Origin of the sequence: Sphingomonas sp. Leaf33, from assembly GCF_001421785.1 — a bacterium.
Taxonomy (GTDB): domain Bacteria; phylum Pseudomonadota; class Alphaproteobacteria; order Sphingomonadales; family Sphingomonadaceae; genus Sphingomonas.
On sequence record NZ_LMLB01000017.1, the window covers coordinates 312176 to 336395 of the forward strand.

The following is a 24220-nucleotide window of genomic DNA, read 5'->3' on the forward strand; positions in this document are numbered from 1 at the left end:
CGCCCGGTCGGTCGTCGGCGGACGTCGGTCCCTAGTCGATCCGACGCGCGTCGGGCTGCACGCGTGCGTCAGGGAAGCCATCGAGGCACGACTGCCGTTCGCCGGCGACGCACTCGGCGTAGGTCGCATATCCCTCGATGGATCGCTGGCAGGTCTCGGTGGCCGCACGCAGGCACACCGCATTCTTGCTCTGCGCGACCGCAGGCGCGTCGGCCGCGAGCATCACGCCCGCCATCAGGAAAGCGGCGCCGCAGAGTTTGCCGAACAATCGGGTCGTCATGATCCATCTCCTACATGTCAGCGCATCGACGTGCGCGTGCCGGAGGTAGCACTTTCCGAAAACCCAGCGTCGCGGAACTGGCGCAGTATCGGACCGAACTGGTCGGCCGAGGGCGGTAGGAAGCTCTTGATTCTAAACGGCAGCCCGTCGCGGGTGCGACTGCGCGATAAGACATCAGAGCTGTTGATGGTGCCGCCTACAGGACCATAACTCGATGTTCGCAGCTGCTCGCGGCTGTTCGCTTCGCCCTTGGCGTTCCCGATTGATTCACGTCGCGCGTTTCGTATCTGTTCGTTGACGTTCGCCACCGACCGCGTAAATATGTGGGAACAATGTGGGGAACCGATGGCGAAGCTGAACGCCCTTCAGGTCAAGAACGCGAAGCCCGGCCGGCATGGCGATGGGGCGGGCCTTTACCTGCTCGTGAAGCCCAGCGGATCGAGATCTTGGGTATTGCGGGTGCAGCGTGACGGCAAGCGTCGTGACGTTGGTTTGGGGTCGCTTGCAGCCCTCAGCCTTTCCGAAGCACGTGAGAAAGCGGCCGAACTGCGCAAGCATGCCCTCAACGGCCGCGATCCGATTGCCGAGCGCGATAAGGACAGACGCGCCGCGCCGACCTTTCGGGATGCTGCGAAGCAAGCCCACGCCGCCTTTAAGTCGAGCTGGACGGACAAGACGGCCGCCGTGTTTCTCTCATCGCTCGAAACCTATGCATACCCGTCGATCGGCAACCTGCGCGTCGACACGATCGAGGCGTCGCACATCCGCGATATGCTCGCGCCGATCTGGACGACCAAGCCTGAAGTCGGCCGAAAGGTGCGCGTCCGGGTCGGCCAGGTGCTCAATTTCAGCCATTCGAAGGGGTGGAGAAAGACCGAGGCACCGGGAAAGGCGGTGTCGGTTGGCCTGCCGAAGCAGCCCAAGGGGTCGAATTTCCTGTCGATGCCATATGCCGACGTCCCGGTTTTCTTCGCAGGCTTGAGTGGCAAGGCGCCCACGAAAGGGCGGCGCGCGCTACAGTTGTTGATCCTCACGGCGTCGCGTCCGGTCGAAGTGCGGCGCGGTCGCTGGGACCAGTTGGACTTCGGCAAGCGCGATTGGGTCCGACCCGCGGAGATTATGAAAGAGCGGGTCGCGCACACCGTCACTCTGAGCCAGCCGGCAATCACCTTGCTCGAACAGATCAAGGCCGACGGAGTCGCCAAGCCGGACGCGCTTTTCTTCCCCAACCGCGAGGGCAACCCGATCTCGGACATGACAATGAACAAAGTGCTGCGCGATGCAGGGCTGAAATGGGACGTGCATGGCTTTCGCAGTTCGTTTCGTGACTGGGCGGCGGAGCAGATGCCGGAGATACCTGATCCTGTCGTCGAAGCCGCTCTGTCGCACGACGTGCCCGACAAAGTAGTGCGCGCCTATAAGCGGACCAAATTCATCGACATGCGACGCACCCTATTGGAGGCATGGGGAAAGTTTGTGGCAGGCGCAGGTCCGCACAATGGTTCCTAAGCCAGTATCCTTCACCGCGAACTTGGTGGCCATTCCGCAAAACAGCGAGGGTGCCGCCCGCTATCTAGCGCAGATTGCCAAGCCGACGAATGTGCCAGCCGGCATGAAGAAGCTACGCGACCTGCACGCAATATTCGAAGGTGAGGTTCCTTGGAACAACCGTAGTCGGGATCAGGTGCTGTCAGCAGCTTCCACCATCTGGCTTCAACTTCGTCATGCGGTCCAGGTCGGCGATTGGTTTGACCGCGCTAGTCTCTATCATAGTCGCGCGGACCTGGACCCGAACGATCCTGCGCGCGAGTATGCGCGACCGCTGTCTGTTTCTCTCGCTGGTCGAGACAAGAAGACCGTGTGGAAGCCTTTTCTGCCAGTCGTTCATATGGCTGCGGGTTTTCGGTCGATGCTTAGCAAGACATCGCGCCTGCGTTTTTTCGCAGAGGGTTCAGTCCCTCGCAGCGTTCAGATTGATGAGCTGCGAACTCTGCTTTTCGACGACCACGAATGGCTATCGCACGCCGTCGAGGCTGGCGAGGCGCGGCTCGTGATCCCACGCCTCATGGGGATGCAACTGCCCGCAGAGACCCGCATTTTCGTCCTCACCGAAGCATTTTCGCAAGAAACACCCCCCGGTTCGCAAATCTAGCGTCCCGGCAAGAGCGGTCTCGTCCTCCATCTTCTTCTCGTCCGCTGCTGTTCGCCAGCGGCCATAAGGAGACAAACGATGGACGAGCCCTTTTTGTCGGTTCACCAAGCGCGCGCGGATCTCGGGAACATCGGGCGGACGAAGCTGTATCAGCTCGTTGCCCGGGGTGATCTGGAACTGCTGAAGCTCGACGGAAAGTCGATGATCACTGGACGCAGCTTGAGCCGGTTTAAGGCGAAGCTGCTCGAACAGCTTGCGGCGTGATCCGTCATGGCATCAGCAGCACGGGTAGCGTCGCCCACTAAGACGCGAAAGGCCCGCACCGCGCCAACGGTGCAGGCCTCCACGAATTTCGTCATCAACAGCGCTGACGAATATAGCCTTGCCGCCCGCCGCGCGCAACGCCTCGCTGACCGTTTCGGGCTAACCGAGCGCCGCGCCCGCGTTGTTGCCGACCTCTGCTGGGAGACGGCTCATGGCTGATATTCTTCCGTTCGGCCGCCGACCGCAATCGGTCGACGAGTTTCTCGCCGGCGTCGATCACCTTCCCGAGACGGAACGGTTCAATGCGCTGCACGGGCATGTCGCTTGGGCGATGGGCCAGGCCGACGACATCACCCAGGCCCGCGGCTGGATCGACACCGCCATCCTGCATTTGAAGCAGGCGAGCAGTGGTCGGACGGACGGCGGTGTCGATGTGTCGGTGGCCTCGCTTCATCTCGTGCTTGGCTATGTCGAGCATCTGGAAGGACGTCTGGGACTTATCCCCCAGCCGCCGCGTGCCGCATGACGAAATTTGTCACAGAGGAAGCTGCGGAATTTTTGAGCCTGATGCAGGAAGAGACCCGGTTGCCAGCCGACTGGGATGTGTCGGGCTTCTGGCTTGCTCACGCACAGCAGCTTGCCCAGTTCCTTGCTGACCAGCGCGGACGCATTCCATTCGCCGATGCCGCAATGCTCGTGGGCCTGGGCGGCATGATCGTCGAGATGGCGAAGCGGGAGCGTGAAGCCACCGACGCGGCTGCGTGTCTCTTCGACCGAAGCGGAGGCGACGCATGACGGCGTTTACCGACCACCGTCCAGCAGCAATGGCACTACTCACCAGTGGCGCCACCCTGCGCCCCCGAGAGGGGCAATTCCTCGGGGGGCTGGCGTTTGATGCCAACCCGCTGACGCAGAAGCAGAGAGATTGGTTGCGAATTCTGCTCGACCGGCACGGCCTCCCCCCGTTCAGCGATGGAGGGGCAAATGCTTGAATATCCAGCTGGCCCCGGCCACCGCGGGGTGGAAACGTCAATCGCAGCGGCGCGGGACATCGATCTGTCGGTGGGGCGACTGCAACGCATCGCCCTCTCGGCAATCCGAGCGGCTGGCGCCCGCGGTTTAACGACCAATGAGCTGTCCGCGCGTGTGCGTATCGACCGCGATTCGATCCAGCCGCGCACGTCCGAACTTCGCGAGCGTGGGCTTATCCGCGATAGCGGCGCACGTCGCCTGAACGCCAATGGCAAACGGGCGATCGTCTGGGTGGCGAACCGCCTGATAGGAGTGGTGTCATGAGGGCGCCGATCGACATCTCCACCGTCTGTGCCGACATCCGCGACCGATTTCCGGTTTCGGGTGTGGCAAGGCAGGCCGGCGTGAAGCTCGCGCGGGCTGGTCGCGAGTTGAAGGGGTGTTGCCCCTTCCATCCCGATAAGTCGCCGAGCTTCACCGTCTATGCCGATGACCGCCGCTTCCAGTGTTTCGGCTGCGGCGCCGAAGGCGACGTCCTCGACTTCGTTCAACGCGCCTATGGGGTGAAGCTGATCGCCGCGGTCGAGATGCTGGACGGCGGAGCGTTGCGCGAACTCGAGCAGCAGCGCGTCGTCGCCACCCCCAAGGCTGACTGGTCGAAGGCGGCACGGTCGATCTGGGACGCCGCGTCGGCGATCGCCGGCACCCCGGCCGAAGCCTATCTTCGCTCCCGTGGTATCACGATGGATCTGCCGCACACCCTTCGGTTCGCCCATCTCCGCTACCCGCAGGAGCAGGGTCGTCGTCCGGCACTCGTCGCCGCGGTGTGCGATCTGGCAGGCGACCTCACCGGGATCCAGCGCACGTTCTTAACCGAGGAGGGTCGCAAGGCTGATGTCCTCGAGGTGAAGCTGTCGCTCGGCAGGGTTGCCGGTGGCGCGATCCAGCTTGGCCCGCCCGTCGCCAGCCTCGTCGTCACGGAGGGGCTGGAGGATGGCTTGACGCTCGCCCAGGCGCTCGGGCGGTCGGTCTGGGTGTCGGCCGGCACGTCTATGCTGCCCCGCATGGAATTGGCTGACGTCACCCGCGCCGTCGTCATTGGTGCCGATGGGGACGCTGCCGGCGAAACCGCGGCCAACAAGGCTGCCCATGCTTTCGCGGCCGTCGGTCGCAGGGTGCGAATCATGCGGCCAGCCGCGGGATTCAAGGACTTCAACGCCGAGCTATTGGGGACGCGCTCGTGAACGCCGCGTCGATGCAGGCGCGGTTCGATACCGCGCAGCCCTTCGTCAGCCCCGTGGCCGCCGAGCCCGTGAAGATCTTCGCGTCCCCTTTCCGGTGGCCTGATCATCGCTCCCTACCCCGCCGACCTTGGGTGTGGGGACGATGGCTCCTACTCGGCACGGTGTCCGCCATCGTCGCGCCCGGCGGGGTCGGCAAGTCGTCGTTCGTCGCCTCGATGCTGCTGTCGTTGGCGAGCGGGCGCCGGGACATTCTCGGCAAGACGGTGTGGGTCGCCCCGAAGCGGGTTTGGTATTGGAACCTGGAGGACGGCATCGACGAGCTTGAGATGCAGCTTGTGGCGGCGTCGATGTTCCACGGCGTGGGGCAGGACGAGTGCGGCGACCGCATCTTCCTCGACAGCGGCCCGGAAGGCTCGGAGCTGCGGATCGCGATCGAGGATCGTGATGGCTACAGCATCGCCATCCCCGTCGTCGAAGCACTGATAGCGGAGCTCCTGGCGCGGAAGATCGACGTCCTGGTCATCGACCCGTTCGTGTCGTCGCACGGCGTGTCAGAAAACGATAACAGCGCCGTTGATGCCGTGGTGAAGACCTGGGCGGGCATCGCCAAGCGAGCCGCCTGCTCGATCGTCCTCGTCCACCACTCAAAGAAGCTGGGCAACGAGAAGGTGACTGCGGAATCTTCGCGGGGCGCCAGCGCGCTCGTGTCGGCGGCTCGGGTCACCTTGGTCCTGAACCGGATGGACAAGGATGAGGCGCAGCGATTCGGTATCGCCGAGGACAAGGAACGTCGCCGGCTCTTCACGGTGCAGGACGACAAGGCGAACCGTGCACCCGCCGAGGACGCGCAGTGGTATCGCCTCGCATCGCAGAATGTCGACAACTCGATCGGGCAGGATGATCCCTTCGGCGAGGAAGGCGACAGCGTTGGTGTTGTCACCCGCTGGTCGCCACCTGATGCCTTCGACGGCGTCACCGCCGATCACCTCTATCGGGTGCAGCAGCGGATCGAGACCGGTCAGTGGCGAGCTGACGTCCAGGCCAAGGAATGGGTCGGCAAGGCCGTCGCCGAAGTCCTCGACCTCAGCGCGGAAAGCGAAGCCAAGGCCGACCGAGCGAAGATTAATGCCCTGCTGCGAACCTGGCTCGCCACCGGTGCCCTGATCAAGGTCGAAGGCAAGGACGCGAAGAGCATGCCCCGCACCTTTGTCGAGGTGGGTGAATGGGCGCTTCAAGGCGTCGCCCCCACCTCCACACCCAAGGTGTGGAACGGTGTGGGTGGTAGGGAACCTTCGTCTCCACACCACACCTCCTCCCCTATGGGGGAGGTGGTGGGGAAGCGAGGTTCGGACGCGCCTGCGAAGGTGTGGAAATCGAACCCCGCGCTGGGGCGGACAGAAAGCGGCGAGCAGGACAACGGAGCACGAGCATGACGAAGGCGAAACCGAAGACGGCGAAGGCAACTATCGCGAAAGTTGCGCCGGGGCCGCTCACACGGGCCGCGATCGAGCGAGCGCGGGTAAAGCACGACGCGCTACCTCGCCGACCTTTTATGGCCGTGGAAAAGGACGAAGACGGCAAGTCGGAGATGGCGCCCACTCATTCTGACGACGTGGGTCATTCCGCATGGCTGCATGCATCGCTCGGCACCACCTCGACCTCGTTCCTGATGCAACAACTCTATTCCCTTCAGTTGGCGACCGGGGGAACAGCAACCGCAGGCGAGCCTGACGTCGCTGGCATGAATGCCAACTTGGCGCTGTTGGGGGCGATCGATCCGAAAGATGAGCTTGAAGGCGCCTTGGCCACCCAGATGGTGGGCTGTCACGCGCTTTCGATGGCGATGCTGTGTCGCGCGAAGACCACCACCCGGGTCGATCAGCTACAGCTCTACGGCAATCTCGCGGTGAAGCTGCAGCGAACCTTCACAGCGCAAATCGAGGCGCTCGCTCGAATGCGCGGCAAGGGGCAGCAGACTGTTCGTGTGGAGCACGTCACGGTCCAGCCGGGCGCCCAGGCGATCGTCGGAGACGTCCATCACCACGCCCCGGGGGGACCGGGGATCCTGCCGAAAACCGAGGAACGACCTCATGAACAGAGTGCCGCAGCCGCAAGCGCTCAAGGCCGCCCGGCGCTGCCTAGCCCGGACCCGACGCGGAACGGCGTGCCAATCCCCGGCGATGCGAAACGGGCGGTGTCGAATCCACGGCGGGCTGTCGCCCGGCGCGCGGCCCGGAAACCAGAACGCGCTGAAGCACGGTCATTGGAGCCGCGAGATGATCGAGCTTCGCCGCGCCATTCGGGTGATGAGGCGTGATCTGGCCGATGACCGATACATCTGACCACGCCGCGCAGACGTTGACCGGGGTAGCGCGCGCATTGGTGGGGTTCCGACCGTAACAACGCGTCGACCAGCCGCTTACCGAGCGCTGATGGCGGAGTATGCGGCGCTTAATCGTGACCTCGCACGCATGCCGCACCTGCCGGAACTCGAGGTGCACTCGACCATGCGGGCGCTCAACTGCGGCGCGAAGACGCGGGCTGGTGCCCCATGCAAGCGTCGGATCTTTGTCCGAGCGGTCGCTGTCGCTTTCACGGGGGCGCAAGCACCGGCCCGACCACTGCGGCCGGGATCAAGCGGGCGAGAGCGAACTTAGCCAGGCGATGGGAGAAGTGATTCAAACTATTCTGGCTGCTATTTCCGCCTGTAATTTGGACAAGAACTATAGCATGCTCACGGATCAACCGGGGGGTAATGTGATGACGAAGCTGAAGGGCCTGTTGGCCGCAATCGCACTGTGCGCGGCCTCGCCCGCTCTGGCCGACGAGTTCCTAGCGGTGACCCCGTCTGGCATGGCGGAAATGGCTTTCGGCGAAAAGCCGGCGACCACCATCGGTAAGCTGTCGAGCAAGTGCATAGATGCGCGCTGGACGGTCACTTCATCGACGCAGACGGAGCTGGTCTGCGAGGCCCCCATGAACTTTGGTCAGTCGTTGCTTGGCCAGATGCTGATGGGGAACAGCTACTCAACTCCTCCGCGCCGCTTCTTTCGGTTCAATGTTGCTGAGGTGAATGGAGTATCGCGTGTCCAGGCGTCCGGCTGGATGGAGCTTCAGATGGCGTTCGGCCAGATGAAGCGAACTGATTTCTCCGGTCCCGAATTTCAGAACAGCGTGATGTCGTTCATGGCCGCGGCCGGCGGCGCTTACCCGGTAGGCACTACGTTCCCGAATCATGCCGCCCTCGGCGTGCAAGCTGACAATGTGCAGCAGGGCAAATTGGTGTCGTTCCGCCTGACGGCTGTCGAACCGGACAGTGCAGCGTCGAAGGCGGGCCTTCAGGTCGGTGACCTCGTTACTCATATCGCCGGAAAGCAGTTCAAGAACACCGACGATTATCTCGATGCAACTGCAAAGGCGGCAAAGACTGAGAATTACGAAGTGCAGGTTACGCGTGCCGGCAAATCCATGAAGGTGCTGGTGCCAAGAGCGTTCCGAGCACCTATCACCCAAGGGGTTGCCGCGGTGTCGGAACCAGTAACGCCGGTTCCGGCTGGCGGGATGTCGATCGCAGATGAACTCGCCAAGCTGGCTAAGCTGAAGGAGCAGGGGCTTCTGACGGATGCCGAGTTCGACGCCCAGAAAAAGAAGTTGCTCGATCGCTAAGGCCAGCCTTAAGCGGTGAAGAGCGGGCTGCAGGGGTCGGTGACGAAGGCCTTCTCAGCGGTTGCCCTTCGTAGACGACTCGAATTCAAGTATGACTGTTCGCTGCTGCCCCTCCCCGATAACCGCGCGCCATTTCGAGAAGCCAATATCACGCGCTTGATCACCTGGGAGTAGCTCGCCCAGAAGAGGAAAATCGCGCACCTCATCAAATCCGTGACTGTCGCGGTAGACGGTAGAGATCCGCACACCTGCTGGACCGACAATGATGGCGCCGACAGGCTCTTCAGTGAAAGCGGGAAGAAACTGGCTAGACTGATCGACCTCAAAACGAAGGTTTTCGACTGCGTAGCCGTTTAGACGAACGTCCGCGACGCGGCCGGAACGTCCGACATCACTCCCACTTACTAGAACGAACATTCTGTCCGCCTCAGCGGTTACCAGCATCGGATCTCTATCCGGACGATTAGTCCAGAATAAAGCCGGTCCTTGCACCTGAGAAATCGAAACGACCTTAAGCTGTTCAACGGGTATGTAAGCCATGCCCCCTCCGACTGCGGAAACCGAACGCTCGTATCCAGACGGCGGTAACGGTTATTACGTTTTCGGGGAAGTAATTCCTTGTGGCGGATACATCATCTTCTCTGCGGCGTCAGCCCGACACCGGCACTCAGCGCCCTTATCGGCCGGCTCCGCGAGACTTTTGCGAAACCTACATCCGCATGGGGTGGGACGGCATCGCCGACCACTATCGGACCAACTACCGTTGCATCGCCCGATGGGTCGAAGAGTGCGGCGGCGACGAACTCCGGCGCGAGCGTTCGCAGGTGAGCGGAATTCCTGCCCGCCCGACGATGCGATCGGAACGGTATCGTGGTGTCGCCGACCGCGTAGGCCAAGCGAAGCGCGATGATGATGGCAACTTCCATGTTCCGACCGCCGGCACTTGGCTCAAGACCGCAGGCGGGGCATATCGACTTCTTCTGAATCTGCCGCGGATCGCCGAGCTGGAAGAAGCCTTCGCTGGCCCCGACCCAAACGGATCGGCCCAGCCGAAATCCATCTACAAGATGCATGACGACCTATCCGGCGGGTGGAACGAGATGGCCGACGCGCCGCTTCCTTTCGGTCCATCCTCTCCGGCGGGCTCGGCGTCGGAATGCGTCGAAGTGCTGCGGCAGGCGCTGATCGGCGGCGGGATGGCGGTCATCGGTGGGGAGCTGGTGAGCGTGGATCGCGCACAAGCGCAGCGCTTCCTCGACGTGCACATCTTGAATCGTCCGGTCGAACACGCCCGCAAGCTCGCGAGCATAATCCTGTCGTGGACGATTTTCGGCCCTCCATCGCCCGCATCAACCAGTTCCGGAGCAGCAGCTTGACCGATACCCGCCCCGCTCAGCGCATCGAGTTCGCCAACGGCACCGTGCTGGAAATCCCTCGCTACGATCCGCGCCATCGCACGGACCTGTGGATGGACGTGTTCGACGGCACTTATCGCTTCTTCCTGCCGATCGCGCTGGACCGTGAGCTGGAAGAGAAGTGCAACGGCCGAGCGATCATAGCGATCTACGGTTCTGTGGCGAGGGGACGCTACGAGCTGGAGGGTAAGTCCGTCGGGTTCAGCGTCGAAGGCGCTGCTTCGCTGCACGAATGCCTGGAGACGATCAGGCTGGCGCTTATCGGCGGCGGCACAGCCATCGTCGATGGGATGCAGGTCCGGATCGATGCGACCCGCGCGAAGCAACTGGTCGACGTGTATCTCGCGCCGGCGCCCGTCGAAGCCAGCTGGGACCTCGCCTACATGATCCTGCACACGCTGGTGCACGGACGCATGCAGCGTCCCGAGGAGGACGGGACGACTTCGAAAACAGCGGTCCGTCCATCCTACACCCTCGCCGGCCAGGTCGATGCGATCTCCCATGCTGGTGCTGACGCCACGATGTCGGCTGATCCAGCCGCGGGCGAAAAGTCCGCCTAGTGCCGGTCGTCACCTTTACGAAGCGCTGGGACCGCGGGGAGTCGCCCACGACTATGGTTCGCTACCTCGGCGACCATTCCTATGACGTCGCCCCGGCTATCGTGAAGGAGGCTCGCGCGGCTGGCGTCCTGAAGCGCGCCGCACGGACGAAGAAGCCTCGCTGATGGGAAAATTCGAACGCTTCGATACGGTGACGGACACGATCATCAGCGAGGTGGCCAGCGGCATGTTCGCCATCGGGTCGATGATCGCGGTTGAGGCGCAGATTTCGATCACCGCAGGGTCGGTGTCGGGAAAGAACCACGTGCCGTCGAAGCCCGGCGAGGCACCGAACAACGACGATGGCGACCTCGCCAACGGGATCGAGGTGCGCCAGCCTTCGCCCTTGACGGTGCAGGTAGTGAGCACCGCGGCGCATTCGATCCCATTGGAATACGGGACCAGCCGAATGGCCGAGCGACCATTTATGCGCCCCGCTCGTGATCGGAAGGCTCGCGAGGCTCAGCAACTAACGGCGAAGGCGATCAATCGCGCGCTCCGCAAGCATTTCCGGAGATAGCCGATGCCAGCCGTCTATACCGACCCGCTCATCCTCGACATCATGGCGCGCACCGACAAGCTCGAACGCGCGATGAAAGGTGCACGCGCACAGTTCACGACCGAAGCCGAGCAGATGAAGCGGGCGAGCGCGGCTATGCGCAAGCAGATGGAGTCCGACAGCGCGGGTGCCAGCGCCGCCTTCAAGCGCATGGCGGGGGCGATCGGCGGGTATTTCTCCGGGCGAGAAATCATCGCTCTGACCAACTCGTTCACCCAGTTTCAGAATTCGCTTCGCGTAGCCGGCGTGGCGTCGAGCGACCTGTCCGCGGTCCAAGAACGGCTATTCGCCACCGCCCAAAAATACGGGGTGGAGATAGGCACCTTGGGGCAGCTGTTCGGTTCGCTGACGAACGCTTCGAAGGAGCTGGGCGCGAGCCAGGAGCAGATTTTCAAGCTGACCGACGTTGTGTCCGCTTCCCTCCGCGTGTCGGGCCAATCGGCGAGCGAAGCTGGTGGCGCGCTACTGCAGCTTGGGCAGGCACTTCGCGGCGGCAAGGTTCAGGCGGAGGAATATAACAGCCTGCTCGACGGCATGTATCCGCTGTTGGAAGCGGCTGCGGCTGGTTCCGATCGGTGGGGTGGCTCGGTCGCGAAACTCACGGCTGACGTGAAGAACGGCACGGTCGCCTCGCAAGAGCTTTTCTCGGCGATCCTCACCGGCTCGGGCGACGTGATCAAGCGGGCTGAACTGTCGACCCTTTCGCTCGCCGGCGCTTTCACCCAACTGAAGAACGCGCTGACCGTCTATGTCGGAGAAGCCGCCCAATCGAGCGGCGCGCAGGCCGCGCTGGCCGCTGGCATCGGTAAGATCGCCGAGAACCTCGACAGCCTTATCCCCGCGCTGGCCATCGTCGGTGCAGCGATGGGAGTGAAATACGTTGTGGCGGCTGGCGCGGCGACCCTCGCCACTGTGCGGACGGACGCGGCGTTGCTCGGCCTGACAACCCGAGCCGAAGTCGCCGGCTTCGCTATGGGTGCGCTCGCGCGGGCGCTGGCGATCAATGGCGCTATCCTCGCGGTGACGGCCGCGATCGGAAGCATGGCGGCAGAGATCGCCACAACCGATTCGCTGGTGCGACAAGCCAACACGCAGTTCGACGAGATGCGTGGCCGGCTGGAGGCGACTGAAGCCGGTGCCAGGGCCGCCGGTGATGGCTCACGCTCGGTCGGTGATGGTGCCGCTTCCGCCGAACCCAAGGTGCGCGCCTTCGCCGGTGCGGTTGAGGACCTCGCCGACCAGCTCTATCGCCAGGCTCAGGCAGCGCGAACGGCGCGAACCGAAATGCTTGAGAAGCGCCTAGCCGATTCGCGGACGGCCGAGGTTGAGTTGGGCCGGCGCACACCAGCCGGAAGGAACGCCAGCGCGGGTGATTTTCGCAGGGGCGATTTCCTGAATAACGCGGGGATCATCGGACGCGCCGCGACTGGATCGCTACGTAACTTCCTGTCGGGCGGCCGAACTGATCGTGAAGCCAACGACGCCTACACGAAACAGGTTGCGGTCAGCGTCGACCTGCAACGTCAGCTTCGTGCTGCTCGCGCGGCTCCCCTAACCTCTTACGTGCCCAAGGCTTCGTCTGCGCCCGCCCCCGCCCGCACATCAGCCGGCCGCGGGAGAACATCGGCCGGCTCGACGTCCAGCACGTCGGGCAGCGCGGACCAGCGCCGCGAGGCGCAGCAGCGAATCGATGCCGACATCGCCAACGCTCAGGTCGGCTATCTCCAGGAACTGGCGCAGACGACGCAGAACGCCGCTGACCGCGCCGATCTGGAAAAGCGGGTCATTGAAGCGATGCGCGCCGTGAACGAGCGCGAGATCGGCAACAACGAATCCTTGAACGATGCCCAGCGTCAAAAGCTGGTCGAGATCAACAACCAGGTCGCGGGCCTTCGTGTTCAACAGATCGCCGACCGTGAAGCTGACCGCCTCCGTCAGCAGCAGCTAACCCTGACGGCTCAGGCGCTTCGTGACGAGGACGCACAACTGCAACTGAAGGCGCGACTAGCCGATAGCTCGGCAGAACGCCGGGACATCGAACTTCGCCGGGTAGACATCGCCTACCGTTTGGAACGAGCCGGCATTGCGGAGGAACTTGCACAGGCCGAAATCGCTGGCGACACCGATCGGATCGCGGCAGCCCGCAAGCGGCTTGCCGACCTAGAGGAGCGGCGTGTCCTGGAGACGAAGGGCGTTCGACGCGACACCGAGAGCCCCGGCGAGCGCTACATGCGCGAGATCAACAAGACGAGCGCACAGATTGGCGACGACATAGAGGCGGTCGGCGCCCGTGGTCTGGATCGATTGAACGATGGGCTTGTGGATGCGATTACCGGGGCGAAGAGCCTTGGCGATGTGTTCAGCGACGTCGCCGACCAGATCATCGGCGACTTGTTGCGGATCGCTATCCAGCAGGCCGTGATTAAGCCGCTCGCGAATGCCCTGTTCGATGGCGCGGGTTCCGGGGGTGGAGGCGGTGGCGGCGGTCTACGAGCGCTCGCCGGGTTGATCTTCGGCACCGCGGCTCCGCCAGCCGAGGATCTCGGCTTTGGCCCGATAGCGACCGCAGGCGGATCACTTGAACCCTGGAGGGCGAAGGCATGAGTTCGATCATCATTATTCAGCAGGCGGAAGCCGTGCATCTGATCACCGACGGTGCGCACTATGAGCGCGATGGGACATTAGGGCTGATCGGCTCGAAAGTGCGGCAGCTTCCTCGCGCCGAAACGGTTTTCGCGCTTCGCGGGATCGGGGCATTCGAGCCGTTCGAGGAAATTTTCGCGTCCTGCAGGTCGTTCGATGACGTGATCGATACAATTCCTTCGGCGCTTGCGTTCTTCGACCTCGCGGTGCGCACGTCGGTCCCCGATGCGGGCTTCCCCCATCTGGGCCTAGAACTGGTCGCGGCCGGCTGGTCTGATGCCCGCCAAGCATGGTCCGTTGGTATCGCCAGCCCCCTACCTGCACGTTACCCGCAGGATCAGGTCGGCATCTCCCACCTTCCCGGTTATGTGCAGTATGAGCCCTTCGTGGCCGCCCCGCTCAGTTGCGCGCCGCCGGTCGACATCGAAAAGGCGGTCGGTCGCAGCATTCCCGATCCCGCCGCGGTGAACGAGCTTTACCCAGCTGCCGCCGGCCTCGCGATCATTGAAGCACAACGCCTCGTCCCCTGCGACCTCAGCGCTGATGGAGACGGATTTCAATACGTTGTCGGTGGCTTCGCGGAACTGACGACCGTGTCTGCAAGCGGGATTTCACACCGAATCCTACGGACCTGGCCGGACGAGATTGGCCGCCGGCTTGAGCCGGCCGGTGCGGAAAGCATCGAAAGCGTGACCCGCCGCCTTCGCGACGACGGGACCGTCAGGCTCGCAGCATGACGCCAGCCAGCGTCAGTTGGTCGAGTTCATGGCCTCGTATTGCTGATTCGCCCGGTCGACGATGGCGTCGGCTTTCCACGATTCGACCATGAAGCTGGCGATCAGCCAGAGGATGACGGCAGTGATTAGGTTGCCGATAACCACGCCGGCGACGATCTTTGCGACTGACATAGCTTCTCCGGTTTCAAGCATGCCAGCCGCCCTAGGCACAAGCAACATCGGTCACCGATCGGGCAGAAAAGGCTGTGCATGTCGGTGCATCGCCTGCCTAAAATCTCGCTTGATATTGCGGTTCGACGCCGCGGCAGACGCCGATGGTTTTTAACCCCAGTATCTAGGCACGGAAGCTCACCGACACCGGGCAATGATCGGACGGGTGCTGCTCGACCGGCACCCCATAGGTGTATTCAGCGAACGATCCCGGCACGATCAGCTTTGCGGCATCGGCGCCGGCAACGATATAGTCGATGAAGTCGCGGTATCGCGGGTTGCACGTCGCGGATCGCCCGTCGTTCGTAAGCGTTAGATCCGCAGCTTTCGGCTGCGCCCGGTCGAGTGCCGCGAAGAACTGGTCGCCAGCCGACGACAGCCGGCGATTCCAGTCGCCCAAGATGGCGAAGGCCTCACTCGTGCGCACGCGATCCTCGATCCACTTCTTCAACACCGGCTCTTGGCTGAATAGCACCGGGCAGTCGGTGTCCGCAAAGTCGCGGCCGATATTGCAGCCCGACTTCAGGTGCACGGCCAGCAGTCGAAGGGGCTTCGACCCGCGCACGGTGATGTCGACGCCCCAACGCAGATCGGGATTGCCCAGGCCGAGGGCTTGCACATCGGGATTGCGGGACCAATCGACGCCCTTTCGGATAGCGAAGCCCACGTCCTGCTGGCGAATGGATAGGCCGGACTTACCGTTGCACGCGCCACCTCGCCCGCTCATCGGCCTGCCGGAGATCACGACATCATAGAGGGCGGGGTCGAAGACTCGCTCGGCCGCCGCCTTCGTTTCCACTTCCTGGAACGCGATGACGTCCGCGTTCAACGCCGCCGCGTCGCTCCGCATCCGGGCATAGTCCGCATCGGTGCGGGGACGGCAACCGACCCCGTTCGCTTCGGCCAAGTGCTCCATGTTCCAGGTCGCGACCCGTATCGACTTCGCCGCGGTCAATGACGCGGAAGGCGCCTTGTTCAACGCGCAGCCGGAAATACCAGCCGCGAGGACCGCGAGCGCGAGAGCGTGTGCCTTGAACATGCGATCCGATCCTGACGTGACCCCGCTGGCTATGCGCCCCACGGGGGAAAGAAGAACCAGAATAGGCAGGACAGCATTACAAGCAACCAGAGGAACGCGCCCCACGCCCGCTGGAGCGTCTTCAGGATCACCGGTCGATCGTCATGAGCTGGGCCGGATAGGGCTGGGCCAGTTCAGCGGCTGGCGCACCGTTCAGCCACCGCTGCTCGTCCTCGTCGTCCAGGATGACCGGCATCGCCTTGGGGTGGATCGGGCCAACGACCGAGTTGGGTTCGCACGTCAGAAAGGCGAAGGTGATCCCGGCAGTCGATGGCCGCCAGATACCGGCAAAGCTAAAGATCGGGCGGCTGGGCACGTCGAACCAGTGAAGAGGCAATCGGCCGTCCTCGCCGCGGACCTGCCCATACTCGCTAAAGGTGGTGACCGGGACCAGGCATCGCTGCGACGGCTTGTCGAGCATCGACCGCCAGAATGGGCTGTTCAGATTGCGGACGTTAGTCACGCTCTTCGTCAGCATCGCCGGCTTGCCCGTCACCTTGTCGATGCGCTTTCCAGGGACCTGCGTCGGGACGCCCCATGACATGACGTCGAGAATGCGCCGACCTTCCTCTTCGCGCACGACCCACGCCGGTTTGTCGGGGAAAAGCTCACCCGGCGGATAGCTCTCGTCCTCGGGATAAGGCACCTCGATCCCATAGCGTCGCGCGAGATCGGCTTGGCTGGCGGACATACGGTAACGGTTGCACATGCCGCGATCATGTCACCGCCAGCGATGTTCGCCAATGTCGTCTTGCGCCCAATCGCGGACATTGCGACGACCCGGGGGTGACCGCGTCTCATCGGCCGGTTAGGTGAGAAGGCTGATGGCGATCGGAAGTCGATCAGCGTCAAGGAGAGTATGCATGCTTTTCCACACCATGGTCGGATCGAACGACATTGAACGGTCGAAGCGCTTCTACGACACGGTGCTCGCCACCTTGGGGGCAGGCGAAGGGGCGCGGAACATCGCCGACAGCGGCCATACACGACTGATCTATAATAATGGCAACGGAACCAACTTCATCGTCAGCCAGCCGATTAACGACGAACCGGCAAGCGTCGCCAACGGCAGCACAGTCGCCTTTTCGTGCAACTCGCCTGAACAAGTGAAGCAGCTTCATGATACCGCGGTCGCCAACGGCGGCACCTCGATCGAAGCCCCGCCCGGCCCGCGTAATACGGCATCGCTGGGGACAGTCGAACTTGCCTATTTTCGCGACCCAGACGGCAACAAACTATGCGGAATTCATTTTCCTGCCTGATCTGTTCGGCACGGTTCCGCTTTTGACGCTAGCGGAACCGGATTTTGCGATCGCGCGAATGTCCGCTTACCAACCAGAAGCGGGCGTTCCGCTTTCGCCCAATAGCGGACCTTCGGCTTCACGGCATGTTGTCGGGCTCTACGTCGGCCTTCATCGCGACCAGCCGCTGGACGATCGCGCGATAGGGCTTGTGACAGCTGCTCCACGGGTGCCGAGGCTCAAGGGTGGCGGCTCTCCAATAATTGGTGAGGAGCGCCTGCTCGCGAACGAACGGGCGTAGGACGTGCAGAGCCAGCCGAACCTCGATGGTGCCGACTGGCATATCCGCCGACCGGTGCGCGGCATCGCGCAGGATCTGTAGCGCCAAGTTGATAAGCGCATGTCGATGGGCGCGTCGTCGCGCGCGCTGCTTGCCGTAGGGTATCGGCAGCAGGTGGATCATCGGCGACGCGCACCGATGCGGACACTTGATCGCCGACCGAGCTGCCCGCCAGTCAGTGTTGCCGCCGTTCGACCGCACCTCGTCGATCAGCGCGCCAAGTTCCCACACCTCGGTCGCTTTGCAACTGCGGCAGGTGACACGGACCTGCGCCTCGATGCGATACAGGTCGTGCAGGGTTTTCGGGTCGCCAACCACATCCGCCGTTTACGCGAAGACGAGAAGCGGTAGCTGCTCGCCCTGCGACGCCAACGCAGCTCGAGCCTGCTGCGCGGCGCCGACAGCTTGGCGGTAGTGGATGGTGCGGCATCGTTCGGCCTCGTCGAAGCCGACAGGTGCCCATTCCTCGCTCGGGTAGCAGGCGTCGTAGATCGCGCGCGCAGCCGCACGCAGCCGGAGATCGTGCTCCATGCCAAGGCTCCATATCGTCGAATCGCCGCAAGTCGCGGCGCCGGCCCAGCTAGAACAATTAGAGAACGAACTTCAACCCGGAGGCTGCGCAATTCCGATCAAGCCTGCGCAAATGCACAAGTCGGTGCACAATTGCGCAGGCGGATGGCGCATTTGCGAACCGGGATTTAACCGGGCAAACCTATCGTTGCGTGGGTATGTCGCTGCATTTCCTACCCAACAGCTTCAGTGTCGATCGAGCACACCCGCCGGGGCAGAAGCGGCGGCTGGATGTTACGCTCGACACCCGGGCAGCGTGTCCCACGTGCGGCCCACATGGTCGTATCCACAGCCGCGGGTTCCTGCACGGCGATAGATGGCCGGTCCGCGACCTCCCGCACGGCGTGCCGGTTGAACTGCATGTTCGTAGGCGGCGGTTCGAGTGCGCGGTCTGTAAGGGCGGCGGTGACCCTCTGGCCGCAAAGACGTTCACGGAGCGAGGGCCGGACACGCATCCGCGATATGACATTACGAAGCGCCTACATGCGCACGTCCTTCGGCTGCTCGCGCGGGAACCGTTCACGAAAATCACGGAGCAGACAGGCATCCCGCCTTCAACGCTCTGGCAGATGGCGATCGAACTGAGCCAGCGCCTCGACAGTGGCCACCGATTCCCTACCCCTTCAGTTCTCGCGATGGACGGGATTAAGATCCGCGGCGAAGAATACATGGTCGTCGCGGACGGGATCACAGGCCGGCCGATCGGATTCATACCGTCAATGCGGTCAGAGCCTATCCGGCAATGGGTGATGGATCGCCTGGACGTCGCCGCGGTTAGAATATTCGTCGCCGACCTCCATCGCACGAACACCAGCGTAGCACGCCTGCAATTCCCCAATGCCCTCTACGTCGCCGATAAGTGGCATGTCGTGCAGCGCTTCCAGAAGGTGCTTTCGCAAGTAATTAACCGCGAGATAGACAGGCTGCGGAAGGCCGGCGAAACCGACCGAGGCAACACGATCTATGACTTCAAGCCCGGCTTGATGGCGGTTAACAAGCGACTGAGACGGACGAGGCGGACGGCTAAGGGCGGGCAGCGCCGCTTGGACTTTTACGACGACCTCGTATCCATACTGAAGTCCCACCGCGTGATCCGGCTGGCCTTTTGGGCGCGACACGATCTTATCCGGTTCTACAGTGCGCCAACCTTAGCTGAGGCACTGCCCTGGCTGGATCGCTTTCGTCGGCATACCGAGACGTTCGCTGCGCTGCCAGATTACGAGACGTTCGAGGCGCACCTGACGAATAACTGGACGTTGATCACGAACTATTTCCAGACCACCACACGACGTAGCGATGGCCGTTGGCGTGGTGTGACTACAAACGGCCTTGAGCAGCACAACGGCGAGATCCGGAAGCGGGTGCGGGTCCGGAACGGTGTTCAGAACCTCGACCTGCTGCGGCTGGTGAGCGTGTATGGCTCCCGCTCCATCGGGGAGGACATCCTCCTCTGCGCGGGCGAAGGGTGCGACCAAGCGATCGGCCCTGTATTCGGTCCGCCCGCGGCGTTCGAAGTGAGGCAAGCGGCTGGTGTTTTCTGGCGCTGTCCCGGCTGTCGTTAACCATGCATCCCACAGCCCGCGCGCGCGCGCGGGGGGCTGCTCCCACCGTAGTATTGTGGGGCGTGTAGTTAACAACGGCTTCGGTAAGGCAGTGGCAGCACGCGGTTCGGCGCTAGCCGATCAGGGTGAGCGGAGCGAATTCCTGTGTCCATTTTGGGCATAGGAGAAAATGAAATGTCAAATCCACGAAACTGGCGTGGCCGCGGGCGGACCACGACCCCCAACAGCCGTCAGAAGCGCAACAAGCTCTATCTCGATGCACATCCCGTCTGCCATCGGTGCAACAGCCGTCCCTCGGCCGAAGCCCATCACGAACTGCCGAAGGGGCACCCTAATCGATACGACTGGCAGCACATGAAGGCGCTGTGCGTGCCGTGCCACATCGCGGTGCATCAGCCGCTGAAGATGGTGCTCACCCCCCGGAAGAAGGCGATGTGAGCCGAGCGCCTTCACCGCCGTCCGGGGACGACTCCCCGGCGGCGATGAAAGTGACCCCGGCGGACATCATGGCATCGCTGATAGCAGCAAGCGATCCGGCTGCGATCGCTGAACCGGCTTCGAACCGTCGAACCGTTGCGACGCCAATACCTGCCTTGTCGGCAAGTGCCTGGGCGGACCAGTCGAGCAAGGCTCTGCCAGCCCGGCATTGGTCCACACTGATCATGTGATCGGGAATAGATCAGTTCGCACTTGTTCGCCACCGTTCACGGTGATATGAAAGCGATCAGTCGACCGGACGTGGGGATTAGGCCCCCCACGCCCGGTCTGACCAAAACCGTCTGTTGAGGAGACGATTATGGCTGTTGCCGCTCTTAGCACCGCTGCGCGCGGTGCGGATACCCCTGCGCCCGTGGGGACCTTCGCATCGAGCGCGCGCTGGACCGAAGACCCCCACGCGCAGATGCTTCTCTCAAGTTGCGTCGAGAGCCCGCCGAAGGGTGTCTGGCGCAGCGAAGCCTTTGGCCGCGTTCGTGACCGCTGGTTCGAATACGCTGGCCGACGTGTCGAGCGGCTGGAGGCGATCCGCTCCCGCATCGGCCGCACCGCCCTCGATCAGTATGACCGCCTGGGTGAGGAAGGCGCTGAGGCGTTCCGCGACTGGTGCAACCAGCCGGGCGTGACCGAAGCGATCGAACTGGCACGCTCCGGCGCGTCCACTTCTATGACGCAGGGGGGCTGAGCCATGACGCATCAGCCCAGCCGCCGCAGCTTCATCGCGGGCGCAAGCCTACTCGCCGTCGTGCCGATTGCCGCGCAAGCAAGCACCACGGCTCCGCCAGCCGAACCGTCTGTTAGTCCACGCCTTCAGCGCGTGATGACGCTTCACCTTCGTGCAGCCGCTGAATGCGAGCGTTTCGACGTGGCCGTCCACTCGCCCGCATGTGAGGCTTTTGCGGCCGATCTCGCGCTATACCCGAAGGAACCGGAACCGCCGCACGAACAGGTCGAGACCACCTTCGTTAATTGGGACGAGAAAGAGATTCGGCTGTCGACGAACAGCGTTGGCTCGCGTGCCTCGGCCGACAGGGTCGTCAATGATCCGACTTGGGCGGACATGGGCGATGAAACTTGGCGCCAAGCCTTCCGCGAGCTTCACGCCCTTCATCAGCGTCGTGACGGGGTGATCGCCGAGCAAAAAGCGCGATTGGCTGCATATCGCCTGGCGGCGAGGAAGCGGCACCAACTCGCAAAGTTGGAAGCCCGCGCCGCCAGCCTAGCCGATCGCTCGGTCAACCTATGGCGCGCGGTCCTCGCCAGCCCATCGCAGGGGGTAGCCGACATGGCTGCCAAGGTAGCATTCATCGAGAAAGACGATGACGAGCCCGGCGAGTACGAGTTCGCCGCCCTTGCTGCTGACATCAAGCGGCTGGCGGCGGGGGCGACGGCATGAGCGCGCCTACATCTGCCAGCGAGGCACCATCCACCATCGCCGTTCTGCATGCTCGGTATGAAGCGACGTTCGACGAATACAACGTGGTTGACCGGGCTGCGACGCGGCTGAACCGGAAGGATAATGCCACTCTGCCCATGCAGTACGCCTGCGATCGGGCGATGAGGGCGATCGAGCGAGAAGCCGACGCGCTTCGTCAGGCGATCCTATACCAAGTGCCGATCACGTGGCCCGACGCGCTGATCCTTCAGCATCACATCCGGATCGCGCAGGACTTGGTCGTCAACTCGGACAAGCCCGCCGACGCACACAAGGACGCGCTCGACGCCGCGGTCGATACGCTGTTGGACTTCATGGCGAGTGAGATCGTCACGGACCACGATGCGATCGGCCAGCAGTTCAAGACCGCGGTCAGTATCGTCGCGGAACGGCGCCGAATGCGTGCGGGCGACGTGGAGGCGGTGGCATGAAGCACGCTGTATTCCACCCCGCGCGCGCTGACCGATTCCATCGCCTGCTCGCCACACTGAGCCCGAACGAAGTCGGCGACGCGATCGACGCGCTGATCGCCCGGCTGGACGCCTTGGGCGGCGACCCCGATCTTGAGGAAGACGATCACGCCGGCGGCAATGTCGATGACGTGGGCGAGGCGGGCACGCTGCCCGAATCCGATCTCGGCTGCGTGGGTGTCCATTTCTCCAGCGATGATGACGACGAGGGCGACCTTGAGGACCGCCGCTTGCGGATGCCGCATATCAAGCGAATCCAGCGCACCCGATGCGATCGTCACGTGGGTCGATGGGGCAATGTCACCCATCTGCTTCGCGACCAGCGGGCCGGCGATCTGCGTCAGGGGGTGCGAGCATGAACTCGCGACGTAATTCGGTAGCGACCCTGATCGCTACCCTCACCACCCGCAACGCCCTGACCGACAGCGAGATTGCCGACAGCCTTCACCACGAGATTGCCCGAGAGCGGCAGGAGGCTGATGACATGATGGCCCAAGCAATCGCCCGCGGTCGGCAGCGGACCTACTATCTCTCGCCTGCAATTTTCAACGCGATCCCGACGCTTGAAGCGTCGCTGGCGACAGCAGAGGCGGCACTAGAACGGAACCGCGGCGGTCGATGCGAACGCTATGTTCGCGGTGCGGTTCAACAGACCCGCGTCGAACTGGACATTGCCCGCGAACTGCGCACCATTCGGTCACATGTCGCGCATACCGACCCGCCGGATTACTGGCAGCGGCTTGAGCTCGAAGCCAACGCCCAACCGATCGTCGTCAACCCGACCTGGAGCGATGGGGCCTCCAACAGGGAGTGCGGCGCATGATGGTTGGCACACAACCCGCAAAGCTCGCTCCACCGCCGTTCGACCCCTGGGATTGGCTTAGCGAGCTGACCGAGGCGGGCGGCGGCTACGCCTTGGCCAGCGGGCGGAAGCTATGGCTGGTCGTCGATCACGTCCCAGCCGACGCGCTCTATCCGCTAATGGCCAAGCTGGTCGGGCATCCAGACCGCCAAGAAGCCGTGCGTCTGACGATCGAGCGTCGGCAGGCCGGTGAGGGAATCGCGTGAGCACGCTGTTCATCAGCACCGGGGGCGCCCGTGCGCTACCGGTCGACCTGCTGCTGTCGGCTATCCCAAGCCTTCCCCGCCCGGCGCTCGACCGCCTTGTCGACCGTGCGATCGAGCACATGGACGACGACGATGGCGATCCTGACATAGAGCCGGAGGAGGACAACGATGTCGCATGACTCGATGACGCCTGCGGGAACGGCAACCGCTCGGCGCATCATCGTCGTCTATAGGGCGGACCTGCCGATGATGACGCGCGCGAAGGGTGAGGTGCAATTTGGCCATGCGGTCGCAGGCTTGCTGCATCAGACCGATGCCGCGCTGTTCGCGGCCTACATGGCGGACGGCCAGCCGAAGATCAGCATGGAGGTTGGCAGCCTCAACGACCTCCTGCGCATCCAGGCAAAGGCCTTCCGCCGCGGCGTGACTGCATTCCTTGTCGAGGACGCCGCCCACACCGTGTTCGATCAACCCACCATTACCTGCATTGGCCTCGGCCCCATGACCAAGACCGACGGCAATTCGATCACCCGCGGCGCGAAGATGCGCTCGTGAAACCACCGGAGGAATATCACGCTTAGCACCGCATCTTGGGAACCGGCTCTGCCGCTGGCTCCGCTTCGTCAGCCCGTCGCCCGCACCTCGCGGCCGGCGGGCTTGCCGCGTCTCCATCGCTTCCACGACAGCTTGGCCCTGTCCGAGCAGTATGGGCCTGACTGGTGGCTGCCGATCTACCGCCGCGCCTTCCCGACGCTGAAGTCCGCGGTGGCGGTGGAGCATGACGGCTGGGCGCAGCGTGGTGGGATCGACCGGTTGCTGACGCTCGGCTGCGGTCGCACCTTCACTGTCGACGAGAAGATCAGGATGGAAGATTGGCCCGACGTTCTGCTGGAGCGCTGGTCGGACGAAGCGCGCCAGTCTCCCGGCTGGGTGCAGAAGCCCCTCGCCGCCGACTTCATCGCCTATGCGCACGCTCCAGCCGCTACGTGCGTCCTGCTGCCGGTGCCGTCGCTCCAGCGCGCGTGGCGCCAACATGGCCGGCAGTGGATCGGTCTATATGGGCAGCGTCGAGCGCAGAACGGAGGCTACACGACGACCAGCGTGCCGGTGCCACGAGGCGTGCTGATGCAAGCGATTGTTGAAGCTATGTTCGTATCCTAAGTGGGAATCTCTCGACCCCACCTGAACCGGGAGAGCTTAGGCGGAGAGATTCAGCAACG

At 63.3% G+C, this 24220-nt stretch carries 38 protein-coding genes; 28 read left to right on the top strand and 10 right to left on the bottom strand.

What is annotated here, in order from left to right; genetic code table 11:
• Positions 1-31 precede the first annotated feature (31 nt).
• Entirely contained in the window at positions 32-280 is a 249-nt protein-coding gene (locus ASE86_RS14635; RefSeq protein WP_056428510.1) for a hypothetical protein, read from the bottom strand.
• Between the two features lie 17 nt (positions 281-297).
• On the bottom strand, positions 298-588 hold the full coding sequence (locus ASE86_RS16105; protein WP_156347197.1) for a hypothetical protein: 291 nt from the start codon (positions 586-588) through the stop codon (positions 298-300).
• A 37-nt stretch (positions 589-625) separates the two neighbouring features.
• Between ASE86_RS16105 and ASE86_RS14640 the strand changes: the two genes are divergently transcribed.
• The 8 genes from ASE86_RS14640 (at position 626) to ASE86_RS14680 (ending at position 6345) form a co-directional block, all read left to right on the top strand.
• Positions 626-1789, top strand: a complete 1164-nt coding sequence (locus ASE86_RS14640; RefSeq protein WP_162233345.1) for a tyrosine-type recombinase/integrase — start codon at positions 626-628, stop codon at positions 1787-1789.
• Positions 1790-1814: 25 nt separating this feature from the next.
• Positions 1815-2432: a hypothetical protein gene (locus ASE86_RS16110; RefSeq protein ID WP_156347198.1), complete on the top strand. Its 618-nt coding sequence runs from the start codon at positions 1815-1817 to the stop codon at positions 2430-2432.
• Between the two features lie 78 nt (positions 2433-2510).
• Positions 2511-2696 (top strand): hypothetical protein, encoded by a 186-nt coding sequence (locus ASE86_RS14655; RefSeq protein ID WP_056428523.1) that lies wholly within the window; start codon positions 2511-2513, stop codon positions 2694-2696.
• A 211-nt stretch (positions 2697-2907) separates the two neighbouring features.
• The gene (locus ASE86_RS14660) at positions 2908-3222 is read left to right on the top strand and encodes a hypothetical protein (protein WP_056428526.1); all 315 of its coding nucleotides are present in this window, start codon (positions 2908-2910) and stop codon (positions 3220-3222) included.
• A complete protein-coding gene (locus ASE86_RS14665; protein WP_056428529.1) occupies positions 3219-3491 on the top strand; it encodes a hypothetical protein in 273 nt (90 codons plus the stop codon). The genes ASE86_RS14660 and ASE86_RS14665 overlap by 4 nt, the downstream gene beginning before the upstream one ends.
• Positions 3492-3680: 189 nt before the next feature.
• The gene (locus ASE86_RS14670) at positions 3681-3992 is read left to right on the top strand and encodes a hypothetical protein (RefSeq protein WP_056429103.1); all 312 of its coding nucleotides are present in this window, start codon (positions 3681-3683) and stop codon (positions 3990-3992) included.
• Entirely contained in the window at positions 3989-4912 is a 924-nt protein-coding gene (locus ASE86_RS14675) for a CHC2 zinc finger domain-containing protein (protein ID WP_082441955.1), read from the top strand. The genes ASE86_RS14670 and ASE86_RS14675 overlap by 4 nt, the downstream gene beginning before the upstream one ends.
• Before the next feature lie 11 nt (positions 4913-4923).
• Positions 4924-6345, top strand: coding sequence for an AAA family ATPase (locus tag ASE86_RS14680; protein WP_235524147.1), 1422 nt, complete (start codon positions 4924-4926; stop codon positions 6343-6345).
• 449 nt (positions 6346-6794) lie between these two features.
• Here ASE86_RS14680 and ASE86_RS16695 read toward each other — a convergent pair whose 3' ends face one another.
• Positions 6795-6950 carry a hypothetical protein gene (locus tag ASE86_RS16695; protein ID WP_414881294.1) on the bottom strand — a complete coding sequence of 52 codons (156 nt, stop codon included), beginning with the start codon at positions 6948-6950 and terminating at the stop codon, positions 6795-6797.
• Positions 6951-7092: 142 nt separating this feature from the next.
• Here ASE86_RS16695 and ASE86_RS16700 point away from each other — a divergent pair, with 142 nt between their 5' ends.
• The 3 genes from ASE86_RS16700 to ASE86_RS14685 all read left to right on the top strand — a co-directional run bounded on the left by ASE86_RS16700 (position 7093) and on the right by ASE86_RS14685 (position 8578).
• Positions 7093-7254 carry a hypothetical protein gene (locus ASE86_RS16700; RefSeq protein WP_414881299.1) on the top strand — a complete coding sequence of 54 codons (162 nt, stop codon included), beginning with the start codon at positions 7093-7095 and terminating at the stop codon, positions 7252-7254.
• A 209-nt stretch (positions 7255-7463) separates the two neighbouring features.
• Positions 7464-7589 (top strand): HGGxSTG domain-containing protein, encoded by a 126-nt coding sequence (locus ASE86_RS16705; protein WP_414881296.1) that lies wholly within the window; start codon positions 7464-7466, stop codon positions 7587-7589.
• Positions 7577-8578, top strand: a complete 1002-nt coding sequence (locus ASE86_RS14685; RefSeq protein WP_235524133.1) for a PDZ domain-containing protein — start codon at positions 7577-7579, stop codon at positions 8576-8578. The genes ASE86_RS16705 and ASE86_RS14685 overlap by 13 nt, the downstream gene beginning before the upstream one ends.
• Positions 8579-8632: 54 nt before the next feature.
• Here the strand turns inward: ASE86_RS14685 and ASE86_RS16120 are convergent, their stop codons facing one another.
• Complete coding sequence (locus tag ASE86_RS16120; protein ID WP_156347200.1) at positions 8633-9118, bottom strand: hypothetical protein; 486 nt, start codon at positions 9116-9118, stop codon at positions 8633-8635.
• Positions 9119-9297: 179 nt separating this feature from the next.
• Here ASE86_RS16120 and ASE86_RS16255 point away from each other — a divergent pair, with 179 nt between their 5' ends.
• From ASE86_RS16255 to ASE86_RS14710, 5 genes are all read left to right on the top strand, one after another.
• Positions 9298-9954: a hypothetical protein gene (locus ASE86_RS16255; protein ID WP_056428536.1), complete on the top strand. Its 657-nt coding sequence runs from the start codon at positions 9298-9300 to the stop codon at positions 9952-9954.
• Positions 9951-10553, top strand: a complete 603-nt coding sequence (locus ASE86_RS14695) for a GTA-gp10 family protein (RefSeq protein WP_056428539.1) — start codon at positions 9951-9953, stop codon at positions 10551-10553. Before ASE86_RS16255 ends, ASE86_RS14695 begins: the two co-directional genes overlap by 4 nt.
• 163 nt (positions 10554-10716) lie before the next feature.
• Complete coding sequence (locus ASE86_RS14700; protein WP_056428541.1) at positions 10717-11112, top strand: hypothetical protein; 396 nt, start codon at positions 10717-10719, stop codon at positions 11110-11112.
• A gap of 3 nt (positions 11113-11115) precedes the next feature.
• Positions 11116-13755 carry a tape measure protein gene (locus ASE86_RS14705; RefSeq protein WP_056428544.1) on the top strand — a complete coding sequence of 880 codons (2640 nt, stop codon included), beginning with the start codon at positions 11116-11118 and terminating at the stop codon, positions 13753-13755.
• Positions 13752-14531 (top strand): hypothetical protein, encoded by a 780-nt coding sequence (locus tag ASE86_RS14710; RefSeq protein ID WP_056428547.1) that lies wholly within the window; start codon positions 13752-13754, stop codon positions 14529-14531. Before ASE86_RS14705 ends, ASE86_RS14710 begins: the two co-directional genes overlap by 4 nt.
• A 12-nt stretch (positions 14532-14543) precedes the next feature.
• On the opposite strand, the gene ASE86_RS16125 is transcribed toward ASE86_RS14710, so the two are convergent.
• From ASE86_RS16125 to ASE86_RS14720, 3 genes are all read right to left on the bottom strand, one after another.
• Positions 14544-14723, bottom strand: coding sequence for a hypothetical protein (locus ASE86_RS16125; RefSeq protein WP_156347202.1), 180 nt, complete (start codon positions 14721-14723; stop codon positions 14544-14546).
• Positions 14724-14865: 142 nt separating this feature from the next.
• Positions 14866-15780 carry an endonuclease/exonuclease/phosphatase family protein gene (locus ASE86_RS14715; RefSeq protein ID WP_056428550.1) on the bottom strand — a complete coding sequence of 305 codons (915 nt, stop codon included), beginning with the start codon at positions 15778-15780 and terminating at the stop codon, positions 14866-14868.
• A 127-nt stretch (positions 15781-15907) separates the two neighbouring features.
• Positions 15908-16528, bottom strand: coding sequence for an SOS response-associated peptidase (locus tag ASE86_RS14720; protein WP_082441958.1), 621 nt, complete (start codon positions 16526-16528; stop codon positions 15908-15910).
• A gap of 154 nt (positions 16529-16682) precedes the next feature.
• Here ASE86_RS14720 and ASE86_RS14725 point away from each other — a divergent pair, with 154 nt between their 5' ends.
• Positions 16683-17081, top strand: a complete 399-nt coding sequence (locus tag ASE86_RS14725; RefSeq protein ID WP_039097455.1) for a VOC family protein — start codon at positions 16683-16685, stop codon at positions 17079-17081.
• 118 nt (positions 17082-17199) lie between these two features.
• On the opposite strand, the gene ASE86_RS14730 is transcribed toward ASE86_RS14725, so the two are convergent.
• Together ASE86_RS14730 and ASE86_RS14735 are read right to left on the bottom strand one after the other, a co-directional pair.
• Complete coding sequence (locus tag ASE86_RS14730) at positions 17200-17718, bottom strand: hypothetical protein (RefSeq protein ID WP_056428557.1); 519 nt, start codon at positions 17716-17718, stop codon at positions 17200-17202.
• A 9-nt stretch (positions 17719-17727) separates the two neighbouring features.
• Positions 17728-17931 (bottom strand): hypothetical protein, encoded by a 204-nt coding sequence (locus ASE86_RS14735; protein WP_056428560.1) that lies wholly within the window; start codon positions 17929-17931, stop codon positions 17728-17730.
• A 608-nt stretch (positions 17932-18539) separates the two neighbouring features.
• Between ASE86_RS14735 and ASE86_RS14740 the strand changes: the two genes are divergently transcribed.
• Together ASE86_RS14740 and ASE86_RS16130 are read left to right on the top strand one after the other, a co-directional pair.
• Positions 18540-19532 carry a transposase gene (locus ASE86_RS14740; protein WP_162233346.1) on the top strand — a complete coding sequence of 331 codons (993 nt, stop codon included), beginning with the start codon at positions 18540-18542 and terminating at the stop codon, positions 19530-19532.
• Between the two features lie 174 nt (positions 19533-19706).
• Positions 19707-19970 carry a hypothetical protein gene (locus tag ASE86_RS16130; RefSeq protein WP_156347203.1) on the top strand — a complete coding sequence of 88 codons (264 nt, stop codon included), beginning with the start codon at positions 19707-19709 and terminating at the stop codon, positions 19968-19970.
• Here the strand turns inward: ASE86_RS16130 and ASE86_RS15825 are convergent.
• The gene (locus tag ASE86_RS15825) at positions 19945-20196 is read right to left on the bottom strand and encodes a helix-turn-helix domain-containing protein (protein WP_082441959.1); all 252 of its coding nucleotides are present in this window, start codon (positions 20194-20196) and stop codon (positions 19945-19947) included. The two genes, ASE86_RS16130 and ASE86_RS15825, sit on opposite strands and share 26 nt — an antisense overlap.
• A gap of 132 nt (positions 20197-20328) precedes the next feature.
• On the opposite strand from ASE86_RS15825, the gene ASE86_RS14745 reads away from it, so the two are divergent.
• The 9 genes from ASE86_RS14745 (at position 20329) to ASE86_RS14785 (ending at position 24161) form a co-directional block, all read left to right on the top strand.
• Positions 20329-20712 carry a hypothetical protein gene (locus ASE86_RS14745; protein ID WP_156347204.1) on the top strand — a complete coding sequence of 128 codons (384 nt, stop codon included), beginning with the start codon at positions 20329-20331 and terminating at the stop codon, positions 20710-20712.
• Positions 20713-20715: 3 nt separating this feature from the next.
• Positions 20716-21423 (top strand): hypothetical protein, encoded by a 708-nt coding sequence (locus tag ASE86_RS14750; protein WP_156347205.1) that lies wholly within the window; start codon positions 20716-20718, stop codon positions 21421-21423.
• A 215-nt stretch (positions 21424-21638) separates the two neighbouring features.
• Positions 21639-21893 carry a hypothetical protein gene (locus ASE86_RS16135; protein ID WP_156347206.1) on the top strand — a complete coding sequence of 85 codons (255 nt, stop codon included), beginning with the start codon at positions 21639-21641 and terminating at the stop codon, positions 21891-21893.
• Positions 21890-22291 (top strand): hypothetical protein, encoded by a 402-nt coding sequence (locus ASE86_RS14760; RefSeq protein ID WP_056428572.1) that lies wholly within the window; start codon positions 21890-21892, stop codon positions 22289-22291. The genes ASE86_RS16135 and ASE86_RS14760 overlap by 4 nt, the downstream gene beginning before the upstream one ends.
• Positions 22288-22755 carry a hypothetical protein gene (locus ASE86_RS14765; RefSeq protein WP_056428573.1) on the top strand — a complete coding sequence of 156 codons (468 nt, stop codon included), beginning with the start codon at positions 22288-22290 and terminating at the stop codon, positions 22753-22755. Before ASE86_RS14760 ends, ASE86_RS14765 begins: the two co-directional genes overlap by 4 nt.
• Complete coding sequence (locus ASE86_RS14770; RefSeq protein WP_156347207.1) at positions 22752-23000, top strand: hypothetical protein; 249 nt, start codon at positions 22752-22754, stop codon at positions 22998-23000. The genes ASE86_RS14765 and ASE86_RS14770 overlap by 4 nt, the downstream gene beginning before the upstream one ends.
• The gene (locus ASE86_RS14775; protein WP_056428574.1) at positions 22997-23179 is read left to right on the top strand and encodes a hypothetical protein; all 183 of its coding nucleotides are present in this window, start codon (positions 22997-22999) and stop codon (positions 23177-23179) included. Before ASE86_RS14770 ends, ASE86_RS14775 begins: the two co-directional genes overlap by 4 nt.
• 4 nt (positions 23180-23183) lie before the next feature.
• On the top strand, positions 23184-23555 hold the full coding sequence (locus ASE86_RS14780) for an aminoacyl-tRNA hydrolase (RefSeq protein ID WP_162233347.1): 372 nt from the start codon (positions 23184-23186) through the stop codon (positions 23553-23555).
• A 132-nt stretch (positions 23556-23687) separates the two neighbouring features.
• A complete protein-coding gene (locus tag ASE86_RS14785; protein ID WP_235524134.1) occupies positions 23688-24161 on the top strand; it encodes a hypothetical protein in 474 nt (157 codons plus the stop codon).
• Positions 24162-24220: the final 59 nt, after the last annotated feature.

Excerpts from the sequence above, each read along its gene's own strand:
- ASE86_RS16255 (WP_056428536.1), top strand. The coding sequence starts at position 9,298 with ATGGGGTGGGACGGCATCGCCGACCACTATCGGACCAACTACCGTTGC.
- ASE86_RS14670 (WP_056429103.1), top strand. The coding sequence starts at position 3,681 with ATGCTTGAATATCCAGCTGGCCCCGGCCACCGCGGGGTGGAAACGTCA.
- ASE86_RS14675 (WP_082441955.1), top strand. The coding sequence starts at position 3,989 with ATGAGGGCGCCGATCGACATCTCCACCGTCTGTGCCGACATCCGCGAC.
- ASE86_RS14750 (WP_156347205.1), top strand. The coding sequence starts at position 20,716 with ATGACGCATCAGCCCAGCCGCCGCAGCTTCATCGCGGGCGCAAGCCTA.
- ASE86_RS14715 (WP_056428550.1), bottom strand. The coding sequence starts at position 15,780 with ATGTTCAAGGCACACGCTCTCGCGCTCGCGGTCCTCGCGGCTGGTATT.
- ASE86_RS16125 (WP_156347202.1), bottom strand. The coding sequence starts at position 14,723 with ATGCTTGAAACCGGAGAAGCTATGTCAGTCGCAAAGATCGTCGCCGGC.
- ASE86_RS14740 (WP_162233346.1), top strand. The coding sequence starts at position 18,540 with ATGGCGATCGAACTGAGCCAGCGCCTCGACAGTGGCCACCGATTCCCT.
- ASE86_RS14720 (WP_082441958.1), bottom strand. The coding sequence starts at position 16,528 with ATGTGCAACCGTTACCGTATGTCCGCCAGCCAAGCCGATCTCGCGCGA.
- ASE86_RS14710 (WP_056428547.1), top strand. The coding sequence starts at position 13,752 with ATGAGTTCGATCATCATTATTCAGCAGGCGGAAGCCGTGCATCTGATC.
- ASE86_RS14780 (WP_162233347.1), top strand. The coding sequence starts at position 23,184 with ATGACGCCTGCGGGAACGGCAACCGCTCGGCGCATCATCGTCGTCTAT.
- ASE86_RS14725 (WP_039097455.1), top strand. The coding sequence starts at position 16,683 with ATGCTTTTCCACACCATGGTCGGATCGAACGACATTGAACGGTCGAAG.
- ASE86_RS14660 (WP_056428526.1), top strand. The coding sequence starts at position 2,908 with ATGGCTGATATTCTTCCGTTCGGCCGCCGACCGCAATCGGTCGACGAG.
- ASE86_RS14705 (WP_056428544.1), top strand. The coding sequence starts at position 11,116 with ATGCCAGCCGTCTATACCGACCCGCTCATCCTCGACATCATGGCGCGC.
- ASE86_RS14655 (WP_056428523.1), top strand. The coding sequence starts at position 2,511 with ATGGACGAGCCCTTTTTGTCGGTTCACCAAGCGCGCGCGGATCTCGGG.
- ASE86_RS16130 (WP_156347203.1), top strand. The coding sequence starts at position 19,707 with ATGTCAAATCCACGAAACTGGCGTGGCCGCGGGCGGACCACGACCCCC.
- ASE86_RS16120 (WP_156347200.1), bottom strand. The coding sequence starts at position 9,118 with ATGGCTTACATACCCGTTGAACAGCTTAAGGTCGTTTCGATTTCTCAG.
- ASE86_RS14680 (WP_235524147.1), top strand. The coding sequence starts at position 4,924 with ATGCAGGCGCGGTTCGATACCGCGCAGCCCTTCGTCAGCCCCGTGGCC.
- ASE86_RS14760 (WP_056428572.1), top strand. The coding sequence starts at position 21,890 with ATGAAGCACGCTGTATTCCACCCCGCGCGCGCTGACCGATTCCATCGC.
- ASE86_RS16700 (WP_414881299.1), top strand. The coding sequence starts at position 7,093 with ATGCGAAACGGGCGGTGTCGAATCCACGGCGGGCTGTCGCCCGGCGCG.
- ASE86_RS14700 (WP_056428541.1), top strand. The coding sequence starts at position 10,717 with ATGGGAAAATTCGAACGCTTCGATACGGTGACGGACACGATCATCAGC.
- ASE86_RS15825 (WP_082441959.1), bottom strand. The coding sequence starts at position 20,196 with ATGATCAGTGTGGACCAATGCCGGGCTGGCAGAGCCTTGCTCGACTGG.
- ASE86_RS14765 (WP_056428573.1), top strand. The coding sequence starts at position 22,288 with ATGAACTCGCGACGTAATTCGGTAGCGACCCTGATCGCTACCCTCACC.
- ASE86_RS14635 (WP_056428510.1), bottom strand. The coding sequence starts at position 280 with ATGACGACCCGATTGTTCGGCAAACTCTGCGGCGCCGCTTTCCTGATG.
- ASE86_RS16705 (WP_414881296.1), top strand. The coding sequence starts at position 7,464 with ATGCAAGCGTCGGATCTTTGTCCGAGCGGTCGCTGTCGCTTTCACGGG.
- ASE86_RS14640 (WP_162233345.1), top strand. The coding sequence starts at position 626 with ATGGCGAAGCTGAACGCCCTTCAGGTCAAGAACGCGAAGCCCGGCCGG.
- ASE86_RS14685 (WP_235524133.1), top strand. The coding sequence starts at position 7,577 with ATGGGAGAAGTGATTCAAACTATTCTGGCTGCTATTTCCGCCTGTAAT.
- ASE86_RS14770 (WP_156347207.1), top strand. The coding sequence starts at position 22,752 with ATGATGGTTGGCACACAACCCGCAAAGCTCGCTCCACCGCCGTTCGAC.
- ASE86_RS16695 (WP_414881294.1), bottom strand. The coding sequence starts at position 6,950 with ATGGACGTCTCCGACGATCGCCTGGGCGCCCGGCTGGACCGTGACGTG.
- ASE86_RS14665 (WP_056428529.1), top strand. The coding sequence starts at position 3,219 with ATGACGAAATTTGTCACAGAGGAAGCTGCGGAATTTTTGAGCCTGATG.
- ASE86_RS14735 (WP_056428560.1), bottom strand. The coding sequence starts at position 17,931 with ATGGAGCACGATCTCCGGCTGCGTGCGGCTGCGCGCGCGATCTACGAC.
- ASE86_RS14745 (WP_156347204.1), top strand. The coding sequence starts at position 20,329 with ATGGCTGTTGCCGCTCTTAGCACCGCTGCGCGCGGTGCGGATACCCCT.